This is a genomic window from Aphanothece sacrum FPU1 (assembly GCF_003864295.1).
GTDB lineage: Bacteria > Cyanobacteriota > Cyanobacteriia > Cyanobacteriales > Microcystaceae > Aphanothece_B > Aphanothece_B sacrum.
Map to the genome: position 1 here is coordinate 662,011 of NZ_BDQK01000001.1, position 23,693 is coordinate 685,703.

The following is a 23,693-nucleotide window of genomic DNA, read 5'->3' on the forward strand; positions in this document are numbered from 1 at the left end:
GAATTAAAAACATGAGTAACTACATTTTGGGTGGGGGAATTACAGGATTAGCAGCAGGAATTGCCGCAAAATTGCCTGTTTTTGAGCCAGTAGCAACACCAGGAGGTATTTGTTCCTCCTATTATGTTCGTCCAAATACTCAAGAACGTCTGTCCAAAACCCCCTCAGATGAAGAAGCCTATCGCTTTGAAATTGGCGGCGGTCACTGGATTTTTGGCGGAGATCCCACTATTTTACAGTTTATTAGTCGTTTAACTCCCGTTAAAACCTATTTTAGACGCTCATCCGTTTATTTTCGACAAGAAGATCGTTACGTTCCCTATCCCCTCCAGAACTTCTTACGCTATCTTGATCCGGCGATCGCGGCCCAAGCTTTAGCAGAAATGGCTAGTCCTCAACAAACTGTAACCACGATGAAAGACTGGTTAGAACAGAGTTTTGGACAAACCTTGTGTGAAAAATTTTTCTATCCTTTCCACGAACTTTATACGGCCGGACTCTATACAAAAATTGCCCCTCAAGATGCCTATAAATCCCCTGTTAACCTAGCTTTAGCCATTCGGGGCGCACTGGATAATAGTCCGGCTGTCGGTTACAATACCACCTTTATTTACCCCATAGAAGGACTTAATACCCTGGCGCAACGGATGGGACAACAATGTGATATTCGTTATGGTCAGCGCGTTGTTCAGATAGACGTAGACAGAAAAATTCTGACTTTTGCCGATAATAGTTGTCTTCCCTATGACACCCTCATTTCTACCCTACCCCTCAATCGCATGATAGAAATGACAGGATTATCTATAGATGAGGTTTGCGACCCTTATACCTCGGTTTTAGTGCTTAATTTGGGGGCAGTTAGAGGCGATCGCTGTCCTGACGACCACTGGCTTTATAATCCTGATGCTAAATCTGGTTTTCATCGAGTTGGCTTTTATAGTAACGTAGATCGGTCATTTTTGCCCCAATCCGCCAGAGAAACAGGCGATCGCGTTTCTATCTATGTTGAACGGGCTTATGTTGGGGGTGTCAAACCCACTGAAAATCAAATCAATGCTTATGTTCAAGCTGTCGTTCAAGAATTACAAGAATGGGGCTATATTAAAACAGTAGAAGTGGTCGATCCGACTTGGATTGATGTTGCTTATACTTGGGCATTACCTGGTTCATCTTGGCGAAATAAAGCCATGAAAACTTTAGAAAACCATAATATTTATCCGATTGGTCGTTATGCGCGTTGGATATTTCAAGGCATTTCTGATTCAATTAAAGATGGTTTTTTTGTGGGTTCAAGTTTTAAATAATCAAAAATATTTTTTTCAGTGTTTTAATGTCCTAATAATAAGCTAAAATCGAAGTATAAAGCCTTCTATCTATGAAATTAAACCCATGACTGAACAAGTTTTAAACCTTCAACAAGATATCTGGATCGATCAACACTGGTTACAACAAGCTGGACTAGGGCAACACTTACAAATCATTGTACAACAAGGTGAAATTAGTATTATCTCTGCTTTAGATCAGCAGAAACAATCAGACTCATCAGAAACCGTTTGGACGAGCGAAGCTATAGAAGTTTTTCGTTCCTTAGGTCAAGAGGCAACTTCTGGTCAACTAGGCAACACTTCTATTAATCATGATCAATATCTTCTTAAAACATAAAATAGATTATTAATAATGACTGAAACTATTGCGGCTATTATTGTTACCTTTAATCGCAAATATTTATTAATACAGTGTTTAGAGGCTGTCTTATATCAAAGTAGAATTCCTGACCAAATTATCGTGATTGATAATGCCTCAACTGATGGCACACCAGAATCTTTAAAAGAAAGCGGATACCTAGAAAATCCAATGATTAACTATGTCCGTTTAACTGAAAATACAGGAGGTGCAGGGGGATTTTATCAAGGAATGAAACTAGGATATGAAGCAGGATATGATTGGTTATGGTTAATGGATGATGATGGATATCCTCAGCAAGATTGTTTAGAAATATTGTTACAAGGTAGAGATAATTTTGAGATTATTGGGCCTAGTGTTGTTATTCCTGATAATTTGTCTCGCTTGACTTGGGGGGTGAGAAGTTTTAACGAAGCTGGTCAATTTAAACCCAGAGGTTTGATTTATGAATATGCTCAATTAGTTGAAAATTCCCAGGATGGATGGTACGAAGGATTTGCTAATTTTTTTAATGCCGTTCTTCTCAAAAGACAAGTTATTGACAAAGTGGGTTACATTTTACCAGAATTATTTTGTTGGGGAGACGAATTAGAGTATTTTTTAAGATGTAAGTCTCTTAAAATACAAATAAGTACAAGTATTAATGCTTTATATTTTCATCCTTATAATGCCCCTTCTATTAGTAAATTCAGATATTATTATGTCTTAAGAAATGTTTTTTATAACTATAGTAAATATGGAAAAAATATGTATTCAGATACTTTGAGAAAATTCTATCCTATTTATATTATACTCAAATATATTAGACAAATTCCTTCTCTTTCTCCTCAATATTTATGGATTCTTTATCAAGGAATAATTAATGCCGTCCAAGATAAACTGATAGCATTTCCTAAATAATAAATATCTTTGATTCTACCGAAATTGTTATGTTAAATCAACGTCTACACCACAGACCTTATGTCTGATACTATAGGAACAAAGCCTCCCTTCGGGAGGCTAAATTAAAGCCGTATCTTCTAACTTCGAGCTTTAGCTATGTCTTACCCATTTCCTGGAATGAATCCCTACTTAGAAAACCCCGAACTGTGGTCAGAAGTTCACAGCCGTTTAATCGTTAATTTGGCTGATAGTTTGGGGCCTCAACTACGTCCAAACTATCGAGTTGCTGTGGAGAAACGCACTTATATGGATGCTTCAATTTCTACCTTAATCGGTGTTTCCGATGTGGCTATTCTATCGAGTCCAACTCAGGGGAATCAATCTTCTACTAACAGTGTTGTCCTTAGTAATCCTTACAAAATTACAGTCAGATTACCAATGCCAGAAGAAGTGACCGAACGATACTTAGAAATTCGGGAAATATCAACTGGAAAAGTTATCACCGTTATTGAAATTTTATCACCTAAAAATAAACGAACGGGGATAGGACGAGATACTTATATGAAAAAACGTTTAGACATTTTGGCTAGTTTTACCCATTTAGTTGAAATTGATCTCCTCAGAAGTGGTAAACCCATCGATATTCTTGATAAACTTCCCGCCAGAGATTATCGGATTTTAATTAGTCGCAGCGAACAACGCCCCTTAGCAGAATTATTGGGGTTTACACTTCGAGATTCAATTCCTATTTTTTCTCTACCATTAACATTACATGAACAAGAACCTTTAATTAATTTACAACAGTTATTAAATTATATTTATGAAAAAGGAAGTTTTGATTTAGCAATTAACTACAATCAACAACCTATTCCTCCACTCAATGAAGCTGATACTATTTGGTTAAACGATTTGTTACAACAACAAAACTTAAGGTTATAATTTATTTAATGATTTAGATTTTAATTTATGATATCTCAATTAAACCTTGAAAGCTTGTATGAACAAGATTATTGTGAGTGGTTAGACATTACCCTTAACCAACTTCAGAACAAGGATATAGAGCATCTCGACTGGGTACATCTAATTGAGGAGATAGAAGCTTTGGGACTAGAACAAAAACATAAGGTTGAAAGTTATCTTAGACAATTGCTTAAACATCTCCTCCTTTATCATTACTGGAAAGCTGAAAAACCTTATTGTCAGAATGGATGGTCAGAGGAAATTGATAATTTTCGATCAGAACTAGAAATTTTATTACGCTCAAAAAACCTTTATAATTATTGTGTTTCTATTCAGCATATAACTTATCAAAAAGCAAGACGAGCAGCTATAAAAAAAACAGAATTAAATCCTAATATTTTTCCTCAAGAATGTCCCTATTCTCTTGAAGAAATTCTAGATTTTGATTTTTTACCTAATTAAGTACCAAAGCAAAATTAATTGCACAGTCGGGGTGGGTTTTGATATAGCCGTAATAGTTGAGTAACAACGGTAGTAAGGGCGGGTTTATCTAGTTTTTTGGTGAGAATCATTGATTTATGTAAAAAACCAGCCCCTACAAATTTTGTGTAATTAATTTTGTCTACCTACTTAATTATTAATTACTATTTAATTAAACCAACTGTTACCATAGCAAAATTTAAGAAGTTCATAAAATACCTAACCATCAACCATTTTTTAGGGGGTTTTAAATCCTTAATTATCGGTAAATCAAATAATTGAATTATTTGATGAAATTCCTTTAACTGACCTCGCCGCAACTTGCGAAACGAACCCGCTAAAATAAATTGATGAAAAAACTTAGCTTGACAATTATTTAACTCAGATGAACTCAGCAAATTAAGAGTAGCAACTCTATCAAAAAATTCTAGTAAAGTTCTAATGGTATTTTCGTTAAATAGTCCCATTGTCAATGCTTGAGAATGAACTGTATAAGCACAAGTTGTTATCGGAATACAACATACCCCATACTGACTAAATAAACGAATCCACATATCAATATCTGTCGGTTCTCCCCATTCAGGATTAAAATAACCAACTTCTTCAAATACTTTTTTGTTAATAACTATTGCCGGAAATCTGACAAAAGATGAATTAGATAAAAGATGAATTAACGCATTTTTAGGATATAAATATCGCTCTTTTGAAAATGTTTGTATCTTTAAAATATGCTCCTGTTCATTTACTACCTGAACCCCAAATAAAAGAACAGGATATAACTCTTTAAAATCTTTAATCTTTTTAAGAATATTTTCAATCGAATTAGTTAATAAAAAATCATCATCGTGGAGAACTAATACATATTTTCCCGATGCCATTTTAATTCCATTATTCCAATTTTGAGCCATACCAAGTCGGGGAAAATTAGCTTGATATTGCCACTTACCAGACCATTTTTTGAGAATTGTCTGAGCAATTTCACCACAGGAAGGATCAGAGGAATCATCAGAAACAATAATTTCAACCTCTTGATAAAACTCAGCATTAACTTTCATAATAGATATTAATGCTCTTTTAAGCCACTCTGGACGATTATAAGCTGGAATACAAATACTAAGCACTGGAATAGTTAAAATCATAATAATTAATATTAAGTTTATTCTTAGTTTGTACGATTCTAATTATTATATAATGATAACAGCAGAGAAACTTAATAATAAGATGACAAACGAAAATATTAGAGATATCATTCAACAAGAACTCCCCAACATTTTACAAGATCGAGAAATGAGAGATTTTGTCTTGCGGACAGTTCATGATTATTATGCTGGTAAACAAGAAACAGAAAGCCGTTTTGACCAAATAATGGCTGAATTACGACGAGATAGAGAAGAACAAGCCAGAAAATGGGACGAACAAAACCGTAAATGGGATGAAACCAACCAAAGCTTTAAAGAAATTTTCGCTAGATTAGATCGACAGCAAGAAGAATCTGATCGCAAATGGGAGGAACAAAACCGCAAATGGAACGAACAAAACCGTAAATGGGAGGAAACTCAAGCAGAAATCAGAGCCATGAATCGTAAACATGATAGTACGATTGGTGCATTAGGGGCAAGATGGGGACTTCATTCAGAAAGTAGTTTTCGTAATGCTCTTAAAGGAATTTTACATGATTCTTTTGGGGTTGAAGTTGTTAATGTTACTGAATATGATGATCAAGGGGAAGTATTTGGTCGTCCCGATCAAATCGAATTAGATTTATTAATTAAAAATGGTTTGCTAATTCTTTGTGAGATTAAATCTTCTGTTAGTAAACCGGATGTCTATAGTTTTGAAAAAAAAGTGCAATTTTATCAAACCCGTCATCAACGCATAGCTAACCGCAAAATCTTAATTTCTCCTATGGTTAATACCCGGGCCGGAGAAATTGCTAAAGAATTAGGCATAGAAGTTTATAGTTATGCTGAAGATGTTCCAGTTTAAGAGAAAATAATTGAAAATCATGTCAGACATTATTCCTTATCTTGACTATTGGCAGAAACGACAACAAGAACAACAATTGCGTCATCAAAAAATAGCACAAAAAGCTAGAGAAAATTTAGTTCCTATTATTGACTATTTAATCCAAAATTTTAAGATTAAGAGAATTATTTTATTTGGTTCATTAGTTAAAGGTAACTTTTGCGAATCTTCTGATATTGATCTCGCAGTTGAAGGAATTCCATCTGCTCAATATTTTCAGGTTTTAGCAAAAGTGAATTTTATGAGCGATCGCGCCATTGATCTGAAACCGTTAGAATCATTAGATACTCATTTTCTCAACCGAGTTTTGCAAACTGGAGAATGTCTTTATGCGTCAGATATCGGCCAGTGAATTACGGGAAATCGCTATAGATATTGAAAACGAACTTATAAGACTTAGGCAACTAGAAAGTCAAATGATATTAGTCCAATCACAAATGGCTAAAAATCCCGAATTAGCGGCAATTTTTTCCGAAAGTTTAGCCCTAAAACTTCATAATTTTTATACAGGATGTGAACGAATCTTTCAAATTATTGCTTCTGAATTGAATGGGGGCTTACCGTCAGGTTATGATTGGCATAGACGATTACTGACTCGTATGACTACCTCACAAGATTATCGTCCTGCTATTTTAACAGCGCAAACAGCCCAACAATTAGCTGAATATCTAAGTTTTAGGCACGTTGTACGCAATATTTATGGGTTTGAGTTAGAAACACAAAGAGTAGAAAATTTAGTCAATAATTATTATGAAACCTGGCAACACTTTGAACAGGATATGCAAAACTTTCTTACTTGGTTAAGAACAATGGCTGATAATCTTAAATAATAGTTGTATTATTAACATTAATATTATGTATCAAACTGATCCGCCCCGACCCCCTAAAGAAATCCTCCCTACCATGTATCATCTCAAAAGTGAAGATCCAGAGGAACCCGGTTTGCCTGACGAATTTCACGATCTCCAACCCGAATTATTAAAACAAACCTTTCAACCGAGTAATTATTCTTCTGAAGAATTATTTACTGGGACTGATCTTAATCTTTATTATGATCCTCGTTATCCCCAATGGTATAAAAGACCAGATTGGTTTGCCGTTTTAGGGGTTTCTCATCTCTATGAACAGCGAGATTTGCGCCTTAGTTATGTCATTTGGCAAGAAGGGGTTAATCCTTTTATTATTGTTGAATTATTATCTCCTGGGACGGAAGAAGAAGACTTAGGACAAACCCTGCGAGATGTGAATAAACCTCCGACTAAATGGCAAGTTTACGAGCAAATATTGCGAATTCCTTACTATATTGTTTTTAACCGTTATACCGATGAATTACAGATTTTTGGCTTAGTAACTAACCGTTATCAACCCCTAATTTTAAATCAAGGACAATTATGGATAGAAGAAATTCAACTCGGAATAGGTTTATGGAGGGGAAATTATCAGGGAATTGAGCGAAATTGGTTACGGTGGTACGATAGTCAAGGAAACTGGATACTTACCCCAGAAGAAAGGGAATATAAACGGGCTGAAACTGAACGTCAACGGGCTGAAGATATAGGCTTACAATTAGAACAGGAACGACAAAAAGCGGCTAAATTGGCGGAGTATTTGCGATCGCTTGGATTAGATCCTGATAATTTACCAAGGAATTAACATAAATCCTTCTACCAAGTCATCGGTTGAAAATTAGAATCGTTGATAATTGTTACTGTATCACCATTCGGTTTAATCACAAATAATCCTTTTTTATAAGCATAGCGGTCTATTCCTTCGTTGATTTCAATACCTGCCACTGCACCGTAAGCTTGATAGTTTTTGTAATGGGGAAAAGCAATTTTAAAACGGGTGAGTTTTTCTAAAAATTCATCTACATCATCTTTAGATAATCTAGATTTACATTCAACTAAAACGAGTTCGGTATCATCAACAGCAAGGATATCAATTTCCATGGCGATCCCTTCACGTTTGACCCTAGCGCGGGGATAAATTTCTTTGATATCAATGCCTTTCTCCTGAAAAAGTCGCAAAACGGCGGGTTCTACTAATTCTTCGACAAAACGTCCCCAACGAGTGGTAAGACTATCTACCGCACGGCTGGTTCGTTCTACTGTACGCTTAAGTTCTGCCATGCTGCGATCGCGTTCTAATTTCGCTTCCTCCGCACGGCGATCGCTTTCCCTTAAACGGCGATCAAATTCTTCAGCAGAAGCGCGGAAAAGTTGATAAATATCTTCAATAGTTACAGGTTCGCTCATCAGCCTATTTTTTTATCTTCTTTAATCTATTATAATACAATTGTTAAATAGTCTATCAAATTAAAGCTTAAATAAACGAAATAAGTTTTAAAATCATACTTAGTTTAGTATCATTTCGGATAAGGATAAAGTAAGTTTCCTGTTTCTTTTCTTAATGTTATAATTGACTTTTTCAAATCTTCTATAACCCTATCTTCTGATGCTTCTACACTATAACCAAATATATGTTTTATGTTAGTATCACAATCTCGAACAGGGTAAATTTTATCTTTAATGTAATTAAAACCATAGATTTCAATATCTTTTAATACCAACTGTTCTAAACACCAGACTTTTCCCTCCAGAGTTTTAACGATATCTGCTATTTCAGGATTAATTAAAGTTTTTAAACAACGTTTATCTCCTGTTAATAAGTAACCTAAATCTTTCTGTTGATTAAAGTCGCTAATATAACTAATTAAAAGTGCTTCTCCTACGTCTATTCCTTTCGTTTTTTGTAATTTAATAAATATCTCTTGATTAACATCTTTTTCTGATATTTCACCACAAGATTCAGTCACATTTAAGGCTGCTTCTAAGTTGTATGTAACAGGGTTATTGCTTCTCTTTCGTTGATGATCTCGTCTAAATTTATATTTAAAGGTTTCAAGAATTTTAACCTTAGAACTATCAATCTCAAAAGTTTTTAGCGTTTTATCAAATAGGCTATAGGTTGCCAATTTCAAGATAATATCATTATCCAGACAATAAACAGAAATAGTCAAGGTTAAACTCCTAACACCTTTTCTAAATATTCATAGCTTTCATCATTAAACTTGTCCCAATCTAATCTATCAGCTAAATACTCATTAATTATCTTTTGTCCATTAGTTTCATGGTCTAGTGTATTTAAAGCTTTATTAGCAAACCCCCAGTTGTCATTATGCCAAGCGTTATTAAGGATAATAGAAGTTACTTCAACAGTGGGATTTTCTTGAGCTTTTTTCTTCGCGTGTGTAATTAACTGTTTATTATTATAAAATTTTTTATTCTTCAAACAGTTATCACAATCTCCTAACAGTAAATAAGTCGCAAATTGATTAGCTTGACATTCTTCATCATCATCATGACAATTGACCTCAATTTCTTCATCAACTAAAACCCCTTCTTCTAAGTGTCCTAATGCTAAATGTCCTAACTCATGGGCTAAGTCAAAAGTGACTCTAGCAGAGTGTTTATGCTGGGAACTCAAGATAATTACAGGACGATCCCCTTGCCATTGAATTAATCCAGCAAATTTCTTAGCTTTTTTGGGAAAGTTATGGAAACACCCCACAATAATTCCCTTATTCCAACAATATTCTAACAGGGATTTTAAATTTACGGTTGTATGAGTTGTTATGATTTCTTTTCTAATTTCTTTGACATCGGTAGGTATGGGTGTAAAATTAATTTCTGTACCGTAGGAAATCAACTCAGTTACCCGACTCGTCAAGGCTTGGGCAATATGAGGGTGTTCTTTATTATTACTGTTATGCTGTTTAAACTTGGTATGAGGGGGAGGATTAAATCTAACTTCTTCTTCAGGGACTAATAAGGATTTTAAGTCCAAGTTGAGGTTATTGGCAATATAACCGGCTCCTTCTAAGACAGCAACGGATTTATCGTTGAGTTCTTCATCCCACCAACTCGGTAAGCCATTTTCGCGGATGTAGTCTTGTTTTAGTCCAATTTTAGAGAGTTTCCCATAGAGGGCTGACATGGTAATCGTGTTTGTCATTTTCTTACCCTCCTTGTTCATGCTAATAGTTAAAACTTTATCTTAGTTTCAATCTCTCATAGGGATTTTGACTCTATTATAAATCTTTCTTTATACTTCTTAACATAATCTAAGGGTCTTCTTACGGAGGAAGATCAAAAAACGTAGGGGTCAACGGCCGTTGACCCCTACAAAAGATTTAAGCGAAAATTAGACTAGGAAGCTGCAGCTTGTCGTTCTTTAGCCTCTTTAATCACTTCTTCTGCCACATTCGCCGGACATGGGGCATAGTGAGAGAAAGACATGGAAAACTGACCCCGACCAGAAGTCATGGTGCGTAAGTCCCCAATATAACCAAACATCTCACTTAAAGGTACATCAGCCTTGATTCTTGCACCCATTGCACCCGTATCCTGAGATTTAATCATGCCACGACGACGGTTCAAATCTCCGATCACATCCCCCATATAATCATCAGGGGTGAATACATCCACCTGCATGATGGGTTCAAGTAACTGAGGGCCAGCTTTCGGTAAAGTTTGACGATAACCAGAACGGGCCGCAATTTCAAAGGCGATCGCGGATGAGTCAACCGGGTGGAAACCACCATCAGTTAAAGTAATTTTGAGATCCACACAAGGGAACCCGGCTAAAACACCCTTAACAATACTAGCCTCAAACCCTTTATTGACTGCAGGCCAAAATTCTCTGGGAACGTTCCCTCCAGTCACCTTAGACTCAAACTGATAGCCACTTCCGGGTTCTCCTGGCTCAATTATATAATCAATCTTAGCGAATTGACCTGAACCCCCAGATTGTTTCTTGTGGACATAAGTATCGTCAATGCGCTTAGTAATAGATTCTCGGTAGGCCACTTGGGGTTTACCCACTTCTACCTCAACCCCATGGGTTCGTTTGAGAATATCCACTTTGATGTCTAAGTGTAACTCACCCATACCTTTGATGATGGTTTCTCCGCTTTCTTGGTCTGTTTCCACATAGAAAGAAGGATCTTCCTGAACCATCTTACTCAAAGCCATACCCATTTTTTCATCACCGCCTTTTTTCTTCGGTTTGACGGAAATGGAAATAACCGGATCAGGAAATACCATCGGTTCCAATGTGGCGGGATTTTTGGGATCACACAAAGTATGACCCGTTTGCACATTTTTCATGCCTACAATCGCCACGATATCACCCGCTTGGGCCGAATCGATCTCCTCACGAGAATTAGCGTGCATCTCCACTAAACGGCTAATACGTTCACTTTTTCCCGTGGCAGTATTTAAGATGGTGTCCCCTTTAGAAAGGGTTCCTGAATAGAGACGGGTAAAGGTCAAGGCCCCGAAGCGATCATCCATGATCTTAAAAGCTAAGGCCCGTAAAGGTTTCTCCGGGTCAACAATGGCAAATGTACCCGTCTCATGACCCTCTAAATCCACTTCTGGCTGAGGTTTAACTTCCATAGGGTTCGGTAAATAGTCTATCACCCCATCGAGTACCAATTGTACCCCTTTATTTTTGAAAGAGGAACCGCAATAGGTAGGGAAAAAGTCGAGTTTAATCGTGCCTCGACGGACACACTTTTTAATTTCCTCAATAGACAATTCTTCTCCTTCGAGATATTTTTCCATGAGTTCGTCGTCTTGTTCAACAGCTAACTCAATTAATTTTTCTCGATAGGTTTCTACCTGTTCAACCATGTCGGCAGGAACTTCTTGAATTGTATAATTCATCGGATCGCCTGAATCATCCCAAATCCAAGCTTTACGGGTTAACAGATCAACCACACCTCGGAATTGATCTTCAAGGCCAATGGGCAACACCATGACTATAGGTTTAGCGGCTAGGATAGTTTCTACCTGTTTGATTACTTGATAATAATCAGCCCCTGTGCGATCAAGTTTATTAATATAAATCACACGAGCAACTTCCGAGTCGTTAGCATAACGCCAGTTAGTTTCAGACTGAGGTTCTACCCCACCAGAGCCACAAAAAACGCCAATACCGCCGTCAAGTACCTTCAGGGAACGATACACCTCAATTGTGAAATCAACGTGGCCTGGGGTATCAATAATGTTGAATTGATAATCTTTCCAGAAGCAAGTAGTCGCGGCTGACTGAATGGTAATACCACGTTCCTGCTCTTGTTCCATAAAGTCTGTGGTGGCCGCACCTTCATGGACTTCACCAATTTTGTGAATTTTACCAGTGAGTTTGAGAATTCTTTCAGTGGTAGTTGTTTTGCCCGCATCTACGTGAGCGAAGATTCCGATGTTTCGATAACGAGTAAGGTCTTTCATAATTTGCTCTATATTTTAGCGTCTACAAACCATTGGCAGGAATCAGGGTTGCTTTCATAGCTGGATCTCAATCTCGCGAAGGATGATTATTTAAGTTCCATTTGGCTCATGATCATTTATCTGACCTGTAAGATATCTTAATATAATTGTGTTCTAGTCGTAGCTATCTGTCATGCTTAAAGATAATTCATAGATTTCTCGACGGGGACGGGCGGTTAATTGCGCTAATTGCCGACTGGCTTGCGATCGCGTCATTCCTTGCTTTAATAATTGTAGTAATTCTTCTTTGAGTTGGCTTTCGGTTAGCTGTAGAGATAGGCTTTCTTGACATCCTCTGACCACTAAGGTAATTTCTCCTTTAATATTTTGGGTATCTTGATAGTAATCAATGCCTTCTTCTAGGGTTCCTCGCCATAATTGTTCATAAAGTTTTGTCAATTCTCTGGCCACTGTAATCGAACGATCTTTGCCAAAAACTTCGGCTAAATCGGTTAAAGTTGATAATAGACGGTGAGGGGCTTCATAAAAGATTAGGGTACGACTTTCTTTTTGTAAACTACTCAGGCGATCGCGTCTTAGTTTATCTTTTGTGGGCAAAAATCCCTCAAACACAAAGCGATCGCTAGGTAAACCGGAAGCAGATAGGGCCGTAATGGCTGCCGTTGCCCCAGGAATGGGAATAACTGGGATATTGACCTCAATACAGGCTCTAGTTAAATCATAACCCGGATCACAAATTCCTGGCATCCCCGCATCTGTCACTAAAGCAATAGTTTGCCCTCGTTGCAACTTTTCGAGCAATTCAGTTTGACGGGTTAAACGATTGTGATGATGATAACTAATCTGTGGAGTGGTAATTTGGAAATGGTGAAGAAGTTTGCCTGTATGACGAGTATCTTCTGCAGCAATTAGATCAACTGATTGTAAAATTCGGATGGCTCGTAAGGTCATATCTTCTAAATTACCGATAGGAGTTCCGACTAAATAAAGCGTTCCTTTTTCTAAGATTTCATTACTCATTTTAACGGCTCATGAATGGATTATTTGTCGGTTTAACGACGCTGGATATAATTTATCTGATTGATCACTTTCCTCATCAAAATGAAAAAATTGTCGCCCTTGATCAGACAATTTCTGCGGGCGGCCCCGCCACAAATGCGGCTATTACTTTTCAATATTTTAAACATCAAGCAACTTTATTAAGTGTGATTGGTAATCATCCCATTAGTCAACTGATTTGTGCTGAACTTGATAATTATTCTATTAGTGTTTTTGATCTTGAACCTTATCATATTGAATCGCCTCCTACTTCTTCTATTTTAGTAACTAAAGGAACGGGGGAACGGTCAGTAATTTCTCTTAATGCAAGTAAATCTCAAGCTAAACTTGATAAACTTTCTTTAGAAATTCTTCAAGATATTGATATTATTTTACTCGATGGACATCAAATGGTTGTGGGTCAAATTATTGCTCAAAAAGCTAAAGAACGTAACATTCCTGTCGTTATTGATGGAGGAAGTTGGAAATCTGGCTTTGAGAAAGTCTTACCCTATGTAGATTATGCTATTTGTTCGAGTAATTTTTATCCTCCTAATTGTTCGACTTCTGAAGAAGTTTTACTTTATTTGCAAGGCATGGGTATTCCTTATATTGCTATTACTAACGGAGAAAATTCCATTCATTATTGGGAAAAAGATAGGTTTGGAATTATTTATATTTTACCAATTAAAGCTATCGATACATTAGGAGCCGGAGATATTTTTCATGGGGCTTTTTGTCATTTTATTTTAAATAATAATTTCAGAGAATCTTTAGAAAAATCTGCTCAAATTGCTTCTATATCTTGTCAATTTTTTGGGACTCGTAACTGGATGTCTAAAGCGGCTAATAAAATTAAGATTGTTATCAATAGTTAAGCACAAAATTTATAGTAGAAGTTATAATCTAAACCTGTGATTAATTATCTAAAAGGAAATTCCGTTGAACTTATCAAAAATACCAACAACCGTATGATCCTAATTTTGGAGGTTAATCAAGTTGGTTATGAAATACAAATTCCCTCAAGATTTGCTCGACAATTATCACAAGATGAGTCAGAAAACCTGCAAATTTTTACTCATCTACAAATTCGAGAAGAGCAACCCATTCTTTATGGGTTTGCTACATCTTCCGAGCGAGAATTATTTCGTCAATTAATTAGTGTTAGTGGTATTGGCGCACAATTAGCGATCGCCTTAATTGATACATTAGGCTTAGAAGAATTAATCCAAGCTATTGTTACTGGAAACATTCGCAAACTCTCTAAAACCCCAGGAGTTGGGCAAAAAACAGCCGAAAGAATTGCCCTAGAATTAAAAACAAAACTATCTCAATGGCGACAATTAGTGGGAATAACTCTGCCTTCTTCTTCTGCAATTCCTTCCTTAGAAATTATCGAAGATATCGAGATGACTTTATTAGCATTAGGCTATACAAATGAGGAAATTAATCAAGCAATTTATACCCTCAGTCAAGACAATCAAATGCTAAAAAATACTCATACCGAAGAATGGATTAGAGAAGCGATCGCTTGGTTAAGTCGAAATTAATGAACTGCATAATCGTACATCGAGAATTAATTAGGTAGCCAATTTTTGACTGACATATCGATTTAAACTAACTTTGTTTTCAGCCGCTTCTATTGCTAATTTTCGATGAAGTTCTGGTAGAATACGCACCTGAAATTTGCCACTATAGCTTTTTTGTGCCAAAGGTTCTGGGACTTCTTCTCCATTTGCTTCCATATCAGCAACAATAGTCTGTACTAATTTAGTAATGCCCTCTAATGCAGTCCAACGATTTTCGTTAAGATAAGACAGACTGGGATATTCTGCACAAAGTCCCACAAACTCTTGATCTTCTTCTGACCAGGTAATTTTATAGGTGTAATGTTCGTAACTATTCATGACTCATCCTTTACTAAATCCGTAAAGCTGACGTTTTTTGGGTTCTTTTTGAACTGAGCAACAAGTTTACTAATTTGTGTCATAGACTCATTTTACCTCCATAATAGGATCAATAATGATACTATGTCAAGCAAGTCCCAGATAAGCTAATAAACATTTAGCTACTCAATTAACCTTTAATAATCTTTAAATCCTTCATAGACAAAGGTTTTAAATTTATTCAGCAAACCCTAATTAGTTTGAAAAATATTTTGTACCATTTTTTTCTCTAAATGATTAGCTACCTTATCTAATTCTGTTACCTCACCATCATTAAGTTTCCATCCCATTGCGCCTAAATTATCTTCCATTTGTTTAACACTTTTTGCCCCAGGAATAGGAATAGTTCCCTTACAAATACACCAATTAAGAGCCACTTGTGATTGAGTTTTACTATGATGATTAGCAATTTCTTGTAAACAGTCTAAAAGTGGACGAATTTTAGGAAGTAATTGTCTAAACAAGAGGCCACGAAACCCTTTTGGTAATAAACCATTTTCTGAATATTTACCAGTTAATAATCCCAAAGCTAAAGGACTATAAGCAATTAATTTAATGCCCAATTCATCACAAACATCTTTAAGCCCTAATTCCGTCACAGCATAAGTCGATAACAAAGAATATTGAACCTGTAAACTAACAAGAGGAATTCCCCGTGAGGAGAATCTTTGATATACTTGTTTAAGTCGTTTTGGCCCATAATTAGACAAGCCAATTCCTTTGACCAATCCTTGCTCATATAAGTCCCCTAACCCATCTAATAAACCCCCTTCCTGCCAAGGCGCGTAATTCGCCGTTGACCAGTGCATTTGGACTAAATCAATGGGTCTGCCCAAACGCTCGGCCGATGCTTTTCCCGCAGCTATCATAGAATGGCGTGTCCATCGCCAGGGATAGGCGGCCAACTTAGTCCCTAGACAAATCTTTTCTTGACCTATCCCTTGATATTCCCGCGAAAATCTTCCTAATAAAAGTTCACTGCGTCCATTGAGTTTTCCGGTTCCGTAGGAGTCCCCCGTATCAAATAAAGTCACTCCTTGACTAACTGCTAGGTTAAATACCTTTTGTAGCTCCAAATCCATACTTTCATCATATCCCCACAAGAATCTGTTACCCCAGGCCCAAGTACCGCATCCCATAGAAGGCAAAAATAGGGAAGAATTAAGAGGATTTTGGGATAATGTTTGAGGTTGTTCAGTAGTCATTTTTTGATAATTTATGATGTGCAGATATGTACATAAATATTAAATAATCAAGCTCACTGTCAATTCCCTAGCTTGTATTTAACCATAATTGAGTCAATAAAAATCAATTAATGGTTAGTCGGAGTAGCATTTACTAAAAAATACTGTCCATTTTTTTCAAGCACTACAACCTGATCTCCACGATTTCCTGCTCCACCTGGATAATAGAATCTTACCTTTGTTTTATTGGCTAATTCTACAAATAGAACAGTTCCATTTGGCCCCGAAACAATGCCAACAACCTTACCCACTTGATAGACAGAATTAGAATTAACTCCCACAGTTGAATTAATCTCTGTTTTTCTAGTTTCAGATGGATAAGTCGATTGAGCAATTGTCCCTGGAGTCACAACAGCAAGAGCAACGCTAATCATTAGCGTGCCAAAAATTTTGTTCATGTGAATTCCCTCTAAATGGGAAGAAAATGTCTTTCAGCCTTGAATAATTTTCTCCCTTTCTTCAACTCTAGAAAAAGTTGCCTCAACACACCATAAAAATAAAATTACGAGGGAGGAGTTTTAACTTGGTTAATATTTCTTAAGACAAAGTCGTTTATTTATGTCCAACTACTGATCGGGAAACCTAAAATTATTTATGAAGCAAGGTTTCACCCGTTTTTCCCGTGACTAACCACAGTAGCGATCGCCCGGTATCTCTGAGGAGTTTTTCCAAGGGTTCAGGGGAAGTATGAGAATGAACACCAACAGGTTTGAGGATAATTCCATTAGTTCCAAAGATAATTTCTCCAATGATACGGGCCCGGGTCATATGGGTATCAGAAGTAACCAGATAAATACTATCAACACCCTGAGATTTTAATTCATTGACTAGGGTCGTAAAATTGGTTACGGTGTCTTTAGCTTGGTAATTGAGATGTAAGCGATCGCTTTTGACACCCGCTTTAGCAAAAATTTTGGTCACGTATCCTTCAGGACTACCGGAAGATACCCAAATGGGTAAATTCGGATATTGTTTAGCTAATTTAGCCGCAAACCGTTCCCGATCTGCATGACCTCCCAAAACAAAAATCGCTTCGGGTTGGATAAAATAGCTTTGTAATTGTTTATAACCTAGCCACAGTCCTAGAGATGATAATAGAACTAGCAGTAAATGCTTTGGCCCCATTCTTTGAGAACGAACCACCTTCACATTTTGTCTTTGAGAACGAATCTTGAGCAACATCGACAGAACACTCACACCAATACGTTAGATCAAACTATCACCATGGTTGAACCCCTAAGGTGATAAGACGCTTTTTTAGTTATTATGCTCCCTTGCTTAAAAAACTTAATAAGAAATTCACAAACGTCCCCATTATACCGTTAGTTGCCTTAGTTAGCGATCGCGCTTTTAACGTTTATTTGTATTACTTAATTATTCTTATTGACATAATTACGTTTTTGTGTTAGTGGTTGTAGTTGAGTAAATTTTGAGTAAATAGATGCAATGGGTCATAAAGGTCAGAGGGGTAAGTTAAAATATAAAGCCCGTGAGCGGATTTGAACCGCTGACCCATGCATTACGAGTGCATTGCTCTACCCCTGAGCCACACGGGCAAGTTAGGGAAAATCACAAACATTAACATTCCCAAATGATCAGTATATCGTAAAATGACTAATCCACACCAAAATTCTCGCCCTAAACTTGATACTCAAAAGTATGCCAAACTCAAGGCCGAAGCGAAAGCCCCTTACAAAGGGTTAAGACAGTTTTTTTATCTGGCTTTTGGGGCCTCTGGGTTTATTGGAGCTATAGTATTTTTAGCCCAATTAGCCGCCGGACGAGATGTGGTCAAAGCTTTACCTAATTTTGCCCTACAACTGGGGGTCATTGTCCTGATGGTGTCTTTATTTCGCCTAGAAAAATCTAATTAAAGCCCGCGATCGCGGGCATTCAAAAGGTGTTATTTAACCCCTAATAATTCCACATCAAAAATCAGGGTTGCATTAGGAGGAATAACTCCACCGGCCCCCCGCGCACCATAACCTAAGTCTGAAGGAATAATTAATTGACGACGGCCTCCTACTTTCATAGTCATTACTCCTTCATCCCAACCTTGAATCACTTGACCTACACCAATTTTAAAGGAGAAGGGACTATTGCGATCGCGGGAACTATCAAATTTTGTCCCATTTTCTAAGGTTCCTGTATAGTGAACCGTCACCGTATCCCCTTTTTTGGGAGAGGCCCCTGTTCCCAATTCGAGATCAACGTATTCGAGTCCAGAAGGGGTCTTAACGGTTTTCTTTGAGTCCATTTGGCTATTTTCCTTATTTGATGCTATTAGAGGGTTACTGGGGTCTTGGGAGAGGTTCTGAGGTTGTTCTTGTTGAAGAGAAGAAGCGATCGCTTGAGATTTTTCTCCACCATTAAACACAGAGCCAAGCAACAATAATAAACTAAAAGTGGCAATAATACCAAAGCTAATGAAAATTTCCCGCATAATTGTGTCCTTAATTGTAAGTTTTCTTGACTATCGCCACAATTTATTTTCTAAGTCTCGAACTTGACGTTCTAGACGATCAATACGTCCGCGTAATTCATCGACTTCAGACTGACGTGGCACTCCTAAATCTTGTAGCATATGGCGTAATTGACGTTCCATATTACTCTCAAAGTTGCCCTGTTCAGTCTTGATCTGACTCATCATATCGTCTACAAATGCCTGGGCCTGATCTGAGTTAATTTTCCCATCTTTGACCCATTGTTCGCTAACTTCTCGCAGTTTTTCGGCTGCTAGGGAGGTTGTCCCTATCCCCACTAACAATAACTGTTTAATCCAGTCATTACCATCCATTGATTTCTATTCCCTCTCAAATAACTCTTAGTTTAACCACCAAAGACCTATTAAGGATACTAAGATGTTTGACGACTTGACTGATCTTACCGCAATATTATTAAGTCTTTTCATTTTTATTCTTTGTGATTGAAGTTGCTTCCCATCATCTTAAACAAATTTCTCTCCATGCTCAGATGGTTTATCCTGAAGAATGTTGTGGATTATTACTTGGTCTAATTAACGAAAACTCAACTCGTTTAGTTGAGGTTCGTGAAACTGAGAATAGTTGGGATTCACCAGATGAGAAACTTTTCCTTGATCTTGTTGATTCTACAGGTAAAAATATTAGTAAACATAATCGTTTTACTATTGCTCCAGAAATTATTTTAAAGGTACAAAAAGAGTGCCGCGATCGCAATTTAGACATTATTGGTGTGTATCATTCTCATCCTGATTATCCGGCCATTCCTTCAGAATTTGATCTGGCTATTGCTTGGTCACAATACTCTTATATTATTATCTCTCTAAAACAAGGAAAAATTACCGACATTCGTAGTTGGAAACTTGATGATAATAATCAATTTCAAGGAGAAATAATCACAAATGTTGCCTAATCTCATTAAGATAAGCAGGAGTGTGACAACCCTTATTCTCTGGTTGAAAAAATTATCCACGACGAAATTTGAACTCCGTTCCTTTTAATACCGAACTCAGGTTGTTTAGCTAAATCTGCTACAATAGTTGAGCTATTCCCCTCAAATAACGTGCGTTTACTTAGGTCAAACAACGCCTATGCTGAATCCTAATTTACAAGAAATCGAACTAAGTCGAGACGAATTTCAAAGATACTCTCGTCATATTATTTTGCCAGAAGTGGGGCTAGATGGTCAAAAACGCATTAAAGCGGCTAGTGTCCTTTGCATTGGTACCGGAGGCTTAGGTTCTCCCTTACTGCTATACTTAGCGGCAGCCGGAGTTGGTAGAATTGGCATTGTTGATTTTGATATAGTCGATAGTTCTAATTTACATCGTCAAATCATTCACGGGACATCCTGGGTAGGAAAACCGAAAATTCAGTCAGCTAAAGACCGAATTCTAGAGATTAACCCCTATTGTCAGGTAGATTTATATGAAACCCGTATCAGTTCCGAAAATGCCTTAGAAATCATCAAACCCTACGATGTGGTCATTGATGGAACTGACAATTTCCCCACCCGATATCTGACGAATGATGCTTGTGTTTTGCTTGACAAACCAAATATTTATGGGTCAATTTTCCGCTTTGAAGGACAAGCAACTGTCTTTAACTATCAAGGAGGCCCCAACTATCGGGACTTATACCCGGAACCCCCACCACCAGGAATGGTTCCTTCCTGTGCTGAAGGGGGGGTATTAGGGGTTTTACCAGGCATTATTGGTACGATTCAAGCTACTGAAGCCCTAAAAATCATTTTAGGGGCTGAAGATACCCTCAGTGGGCGTTTACTGCTGTATAACGCCTGGAATATGACCTTTCGGGAATTAAAATTGCGCCCCAACCCTGAACGGCCAGTGATTACTCATCTTATTGATTATGAACAATTCTGTGGCATTCCTCAAGCCAAAGCGGCAGAAGCGCAAGAACAATCAGCTATTCCTGAAATTTCGGTTAAAGACTTAAAAGGGTTAATGGAACATGGGGCTGATGCGTTTGTTTTAATTGATGTGCGTAATGTGAATGAATACGAAATTGCGCGCATTCCGGGATCAATTTTAGTACCCTTACCTGATATTGAACAAGGAATAGGTATTGAAAAAGTCAGAGAATTGTCTCATAATCATCGGGTTATTGCCCATTGTAAAATGGGGGGACGTTCGGCAAAAGCGTTAAATATCCTCAAAGAAGCCGGAATTACTGGTACTAATGTTAAAGGAGGAATTACAGCCTGGAGTCGAGAAGTTGATCCCAATGTTCCTGAATATTAGCTAACTGCGCACGAAGGCCTGTTTTACCAAAAATACTCTGTAGGGACGGGTTTATCTGGTAGGGGTCAACGGACGTTGACCCCTACTTGTTAGAATCAGGAAATTTTGTTCTACCGGACAAATTATTCTAAATTATTATAAATGATAGACCTTAACTCGCTCAGAGTTAAGCTATACAAATAAAGGTTGCCTACGCAACCTAGAATGGCTGTCCGCGCAGGCGGACTTAGTTTTTATAGGATCAGACATAAGGTCTGTTATCAATTATCAATTTACCATAGTCACTCCCGTAGAACCAATATTTTATAATTCATAATTTATAATTCATAATTCATAATTCATAATTCATAATTTATAATTCTTTCAATCCAAGTATTATTAAAAATGACTTCATAAATTCGGTTATGAACTCTTAAAAATTGTTCCTCTTTAATTACTAATCCTGATAATATTAATTCTCTTTCTTCATCATCATCAATGGATATAATATCCTCTTGATTCAGAATTTTTTGATAACGTTTAAGTAAAGTATTTCGATTTAAAGAACTTTGTAAAATGCGATCTCGAATAGTCCTTAAATGTTCCGGTTCATCTTGAGATTCCCAATAATTAATAATTTTCTTGGTTACGAATTCATCAACCCATAGTTTTTCCTGATTAGGGTTAATATCTTCTTGAGAAGTTCGGATCAATTTAGAGAGTTTTTGAGTTAAAAAAGGTTGACCATTTGTCCAAGCTAAAACTTGGCTTAAAATGACTTCAGGTTGGCTAACTTTTGCTTGAAGTCCTTCTAATAATGGTTTAGCTTCATTTAATTGAAACCCCCTTAATTGAATCCCTTGTCCAATATTAAAAGGGGTTCGTTTTTTATCATAAATTAATTGAGAAGGAGTAGCAACTCCCAATAAAGCAAAAGTTAGCCGTTTATAAGCCACATTGTCTGCTCTTTTATTATAACACCCTCTTAAAAAAATAAAGAAATCATCTAGGGAAAAATCTAAGCTAAGTACACTATCAATTTCATCAATAAAAACAATAATTTTATCATTAATATTGGTTAACAAAACTTGGTCTATAAATTCTCTTAAACGTTGAATTGGGGCTAAAAAATCATACTTTTTCCACCAATTTATAAAAGTTGGCTGATCCATTAAATTAAGACGACTAACTAAAGTATAAGTAAATCCAGCATACCATTGATCTATGGTCAATTTACGATTACCAATTTCTGATAAATCAATGGCAATACAAGCAAATCCTTCTGTTTCTAATTGCTTCATAATTTGGACACGTAAACTTGATTTACCCATTTGTCGAGCATTGAGAATATAACAAAATTCTCCCATTTTTAAAGCTTTATAAAAACAGCGATCGGCTGAACGAACAACATAAGTTGGTGCATCCATAGGTAAACTTCCTCCTACTTGATAGTCATAGGTAGAAAACTGTTGATCACTTCTTAATAAAGCATTTTCCCTGGCTAATTTCTCTCGACTTGCTTTGAGAAATTCTATTTGTTGCCGTTGACTAATATCTTGAAAAGCTGTGATTGCATAGGTAATTTCTCCCTTTTCATTATAAATAGGTCTAGCGGAAGTTTCTAAGGGAACTTTAGCATTTCCGTGACGAATTTCCATATTATTAAGATTACTAGATTCTCCTTGTAATGCTCGGAAAATAGGAAGTTGAGCAAGGGGGTAAGGTTCTCCTGTTTCTAGACAATAAGCTTGATAAATTTGATTTAATTCCTCAATATTCATATGAGAAAGAACTTCATAACCGAAAATTTCTTGTGCTTTTTCATTAGCATAATAAGGATATCCTTGAGCATCTACAATAAAAATTCCTACAGGAACTGCCGCTAAAAATTGGGTTACTTGTTGTTGATTTGCTCGTAATTCTTCTTCGACTTTTTGACGTTTAGCCACTTCTTCAGTTAGCTCATTTAAGAGTTTTACTTGAGCTTGTTTAGCTAAATTTTCTTTCTCCAAAGTTGCTTTCATTTGCTGGACATATTGCAGGGTTTTATTAGTAGTAATTTCTAAATCTTCTAAATCAATTGGTTTAGTTAAAAAATCAAACGCCCCTCGATTCATAGCTGTCCGAATTTTATCCAAATCTCCATAGGCTGAAATCATAATGGCTTGAATAATAGGATTAAGTTGTTTAAGCTTAGTTAAAAGTGTTAAGCCATCCATTTCTGGCATATAAATATCTGTAATAACAATGTCAGTATCAGGATGAGCTTTTAATTGTTCTAAAGCTTCAATTCCATTGTGAGCAAAAATTAACTCAAGTTGCTTTAGCCGCAGTTTTTTTCTAAATTTTTGTCTGAATAATATTTCGAGATCGGATTCATCATCTACGACTAAAATTTTAGCCATTTCCATTGGTT

At 36.7% G+C, this 23,693-nt stretch carries 27 protein-coding genes and 1 tRNA gene; 14 read left to right on the plus strand and 14 right to left on the minus strand.

Features of this window, described 5'->3' with window-relative positions; genetic code table 11:
- Positions 1 to 11: 11 nt before the first annotated feature.
- The 5 genes from AsFPU1_RS03000 to AsFPU1_RS03020 all read left to right on the plus strand — a co-directional run bounded on the left by AsFPU1_RS03000 (position 12) and on the right by AsFPU1_RS03020 (position 3,987).
- Entirely contained in the window at positions 12 to 1,304 is a 1,293-nt protein-coding gene (locus AsFPU1_RS03000) for a protoporphyrinogen/coproporphyrinogen oxidase (RefSeq protein ID WP_125061038.1), read from the plus strand.
- A gap of 85 nt (positions 1,305 to 1,389) precedes the next feature.
- Positions 1,390 to 1,662 carry a hypothetical protein gene (locus AsFPU1_RS03005; protein WP_124977406.1) on the plus strand — a complete coding sequence of 91 codons (273 nt, stop codon included), beginning with the start codon at positions 1,390 to 1,392 and terminating at the stop codon, positions 1,660 to 1,662.
- A gap of 15 nt (positions 1,663 to 1,677) precedes the next feature.
- Positions 1,678 to 2,583, plus strand: a complete 906-nt coding sequence (locus tag AsFPU1_RS03010; RefSeq protein ID WP_124977408.1) for a glycosyltransferase — start codon at positions 1,678 to 1,680, stop codon at positions 2,581 to 2,583.
- A gap of 138 nt (positions 2,584 to 2,721) precedes the next feature.
- Positions 2,722 to 3,504 carry a DUF4058 family protein gene (locus tag AsFPU1_RS03015; RefSeq protein ID WP_125061039.1) on the plus strand — a complete coding sequence of 261 codons (783 nt, stop codon included), beginning with the start codon at positions 2,722 to 2,724 and terminating at the stop codon, positions 3,502 to 3,504.
- Between the two features lie 27 nt (positions 3,505 to 3,531).
- Positions 3,532 to 3,987 (plus strand): DUF29 domain-containing protein, encoded by a 456-nt coding sequence (locus tag AsFPU1_RS03020; RefSeq protein WP_124977410.1) that lies wholly within the window; start codon positions 3,532 to 3,534, stop codon positions 3,985 to 3,987.
- 182 nt (positions 3,988 to 4,169) lie between these two features.
- On the opposite strand, the gene AsFPU1_RS03025 is transcribed toward AsFPU1_RS03020, so the two are convergent.
- Positions 4,170 to 5,144, minus strand: a complete 975-nt coding sequence (locus AsFPU1_RS03025) for a glycosyltransferase family 2 protein (protein ID WP_227873624.1) — start codon at positions 5,142 to 5,144, stop codon at positions 4,170 to 4,172.
- 82 nt (positions 5,145 to 5,226) lie between these two features.
- Here AsFPU1_RS03025 and AsFPU1_RS03030 point away from each other — a divergent pair, with 82 nt between their 5' ends.
- Genes AsFPU1_RS03030 through AsFPU1_RS03045 form a run of 4 tightly spaced genes read left to right on the plus strand, consistent with a single transcriptional unit; the run spans position 5,227 to position 7,683 of the window.
- Positions 5,227 to 5,991 (plus strand): PD-(D/E)XK nuclease family protein, encoded by a 765-nt coding sequence (locus AsFPU1_RS03030; RefSeq protein ID WP_124977412.1) that lies wholly within the window; start codon positions 5,227 to 5,229, stop codon positions 5,989 to 5,991.
- A gap of 19 nt (positions 5,992 to 6,010) precedes the next feature.
- Entirely contained in the window at positions 6,011 to 6,382 is a 372-nt protein-coding gene (locus AsFPU1_RS03035) for a nucleotidyltransferase family protein (RefSeq protein WP_124977414.1), read from the plus strand.
- A complete protein-coding gene (locus AsFPU1_RS03040) occupies positions 6,360 to 6,860 on the plus strand; it encodes a ribonuclease toxin HepT-like protein (protein ID WP_124977416.1) in 501 nt (166 codons plus the stop codon). Before AsFPU1_RS03035 ends, AsFPU1_RS03040 begins: the two co-directional genes overlap by 23 nt.
- Positions 6,861 to 6,885: 25 nt before the next feature.
- Positions 6,886 to 7,683, plus strand: a complete 798-nt coding sequence (locus tag AsFPU1_RS03045) for a Uma2 family endonuclease (protein ID WP_124977418.1) — start codon at positions 6,886 to 6,888, stop codon at positions 7,681 to 7,683.
- 11 nt (positions 7,684 to 7,694) lie between these two features.
- Here AsFPU1_RS03045 and AsFPU1_RS03050 read toward each other — a convergent pair whose 3' ends face one another.
- The 5 genes from AsFPU1_RS03050 to rsmI form a co-directional block, all read right to left on the minus strand.
- Positions 7,695 to 8,285, minus strand: a complete 591-nt coding sequence (locus AsFPU1_RS03050; RefSeq protein WP_124977420.1) for a DUF3782 domain-containing protein — start codon at positions 8,283 to 8,285, stop codon at positions 7,695 to 7,697.
- Between the two features lie 110 nt (positions 8,286 to 8,395).
- Positions 8,396 to 9,049 carry a hypothetical protein gene (locus AsFPU1_RS03055; protein ID WP_124977422.1) on the minus strand — a complete coding sequence of 218 codons (654 nt, stop codon included), beginning with the start codon at positions 9,047 to 9,049 and terminating at the stop codon, positions 8,396 to 8,398.
- 2 nt (positions 9,050 to 9,051) lie between these two features.
- On the minus strand, positions 9,052 to 10,044 hold the full coding sequence (locus AsFPU1_RS03060) for an ImmA/IrrE family metallo-endopeptidase (protein ID WP_124977424.1): 993 nt from the start codon (positions 10,042 to 10,044) through the stop codon (positions 9,052 to 9,054).
- 194 nt (positions 10,045 to 10,238) lie between these two features.
- Positions 10,239 to 12,329 carry an elongation factor G gene (gene fusA, locus AsFPU1_RS03065; protein ID WP_124977426.1) on the minus strand — a complete coding sequence of 697 codons (2,091 nt, stop codon included), beginning with the start codon at positions 12,327 to 12,329 and terminating at the stop codon, positions 10,239 to 10,241.
- A 150-nt stretch (positions 12,330 to 12,479) separates the two neighbouring features.
- Positions 12,480 to 13,346, minus strand: coding sequence for a 16S rRNA (cytidine(1402)-2'-O)-methyltransferase (rsmI, locus tag AsFPU1_RS03070; protein ID WP_124977428.1), 867 nt, complete (start codon positions 13,344 to 13,346; stop codon positions 12,480 to 12,482).
- A gap of 11 nt (positions 13,347 to 13,357) precedes the next feature.
- On the opposite strand from rsmI, the gene AsFPU1_RS03075 reads away from it, so the two are divergent.
- Both AsFPU1_RS03075 and ruvA read left to right on the plus strand, forming a co-directional pair.
- Complete coding sequence (locus AsFPU1_RS03075; protein WP_124977430.1) at positions 13,358 to 14,242, plus strand: sugar kinase; 885 nt, start codon at positions 13,358 to 13,360, stop codon at positions 14,240 to 14,242.
- 36 nt (positions 14,243 to 14,278) lie between these two features.
- Positions 14,279 to 14,914 carry a Holliday junction branch migration protein RuvA gene (gene ruvA / locus AsFPU1_RS03080; protein ID WP_124977432.1) on the plus strand — a complete coding sequence of 212 codons (636 nt, stop codon included), beginning with the start codon at positions 14,279 to 14,281 and terminating at the stop codon, positions 14,912 to 14,914.
- Positions 14,915 to 14,944: 30 nt separating this feature from the next.
- Here the strand turns inward: ruvA and AsFPU1_RS03085 are convergent, their stop codons facing one another.
- The 5 genes from AsFPU1_RS03085 to AsFPU1_RS03105 all read right to left on the minus strand — a co-directional run bounded on the left by AsFPU1_RS03085 (position 14,945) and on the right by AsFPU1_RS03105 (position 18,110).
- Positions 14,945 to 15,271 carry a type II toxin-antitoxin system HicB family antitoxin gene (locus AsFPU1_RS03085; RefSeq protein WP_124977434.1) on the minus strand — a complete coding sequence of 109 codons (327 nt, stop codon included), beginning with the start codon at positions 15,269 to 15,271 and terminating at the stop codon, positions 14,945 to 14,947.
- Between the two features lie 230 nt (positions 15,272 to 15,501).
- Entirely contained in the window at positions 15,502 to 16,515 is a 1,014-nt protein-coding gene (locus AsFPU1_RS03090) for an aldo/keto reductase (RefSeq protein ID WP_124977436.1), read from the minus strand.
- A gap of 107 nt (positions 16,516 to 16,622) precedes the next feature.
- Entirely contained in the window at positions 16,623 to 16,952 is a 330-nt protein-coding gene (locus AsFPU1_RS03095; RefSeq protein WP_124977438.1) for a hypothetical protein, read from the minus strand.
- A gap of 190 nt (positions 16,953 to 17,142) precedes the next feature.
- The gene (locus AsFPU1_RS03100; protein WP_438357538.1) at positions 17,143 to 17,679 is read right to left on the minus strand and encodes a YdcF family protein; all 537 of its coding nucleotides are present in this window, start codon (positions 17,677 to 17,679) and stop codon (positions 17,143 to 17,145) included.
- Between the two features lie 359 nt (positions 17,680 to 18,038).
- Positions 18,039 to 18,110: transfer RNA gene (locus AsFPU1_RS03105), tRNA-Thr, on the minus strand.
- 54 nt (positions 18,111 to 18,164) lie between these two features.
- Here AsFPU1_RS03105 and AsFPU1_RS03110 point away from each other — a divergent pair.
- Positions 18,165 to 18,428: a DUF3493 domain-containing protein gene (locus AsFPU1_RS03110; RefSeq protein ID WP_124977442.1), complete on the plus strand. Its 264-nt coding sequence runs from the start codon at positions 18,165 to 18,167 to the stop codon at positions 18,426 to 18,428.
- 29 nt (positions 18,429 to 18,457) lie between these two features.
- Here the strand turns inward: AsFPU1_RS03110 and AsFPU1_RS03115 are convergent, their stop codons facing one another.
- Both AsFPU1_RS03115 and AsFPU1_RS03120 read right to left on the minus strand, forming a co-directional pair.
- On the minus strand, positions 18,458 to 18,997 hold the full coding sequence (locus tag AsFPU1_RS03115) for an FKBP-type peptidyl-prolyl cis-trans isomerase (protein ID WP_124977444.1): 540 nt from the start codon (positions 18,995 to 18,997) through the stop codon (positions 18,458 to 18,460).
- Positions 18,998 to 19,027: 30 nt separating this feature from the next.
- A complete protein-coding gene (locus tag AsFPU1_RS03120; RefSeq protein ID WP_124977446.1) occupies positions 19,028 to 19,351 on the minus strand; it encodes a phasin family protein in 324 nt (107 codons plus the stop codon).
- 125 nt (positions 19,352 to 19,476) lie between these two features.
- On the opposite strand from AsFPU1_RS03120, the gene AsFPU1_RS03125 reads away from it, so the two are divergent.
- Together AsFPU1_RS03125 and moeB are read left to right on the plus strand one after the other, a co-directional pair.
- A complete protein-coding gene (locus tag AsFPU1_RS03125) occupies positions 19,477 to 19,947 on the plus strand; it encodes a M67 family metallopeptidase (protein ID WP_124977448.1) in 471 nt (156 codons plus the stop codon).
- Positions 19,948 to 20,125: 178 nt separating this feature from the next.
- Positions 20,126 to 21,298, plus strand: a complete 1,173-nt coding sequence (gene moeB / locus AsFPU1_RS03130; RefSeq protein ID WP_124977450.1) for a molybdopterin-synthase adenylyltransferase MoeB — start codon at positions 20,126 to 20,128, stop codon at positions 21,296 to 21,298.
- Between the two features lie 338 nt (positions 21,299 to 21,636).
- On the opposite strand, the gene AsFPU1_RS03135 is transcribed toward moeB, so the two are convergent.
- Positions 21,637 to 23,688 (minus strand): AAA-like domain-containing protein, encoded by a 2,052-nt coding sequence (locus AsFPU1_RS03135; protein ID WP_124977452.1) that lies wholly within the window; start codon positions 23,686 to 23,688, stop codon positions 21,637 to 21,639.
- Positions 23,689 to 23,693 lie beyond the last annotated feature (5 nt).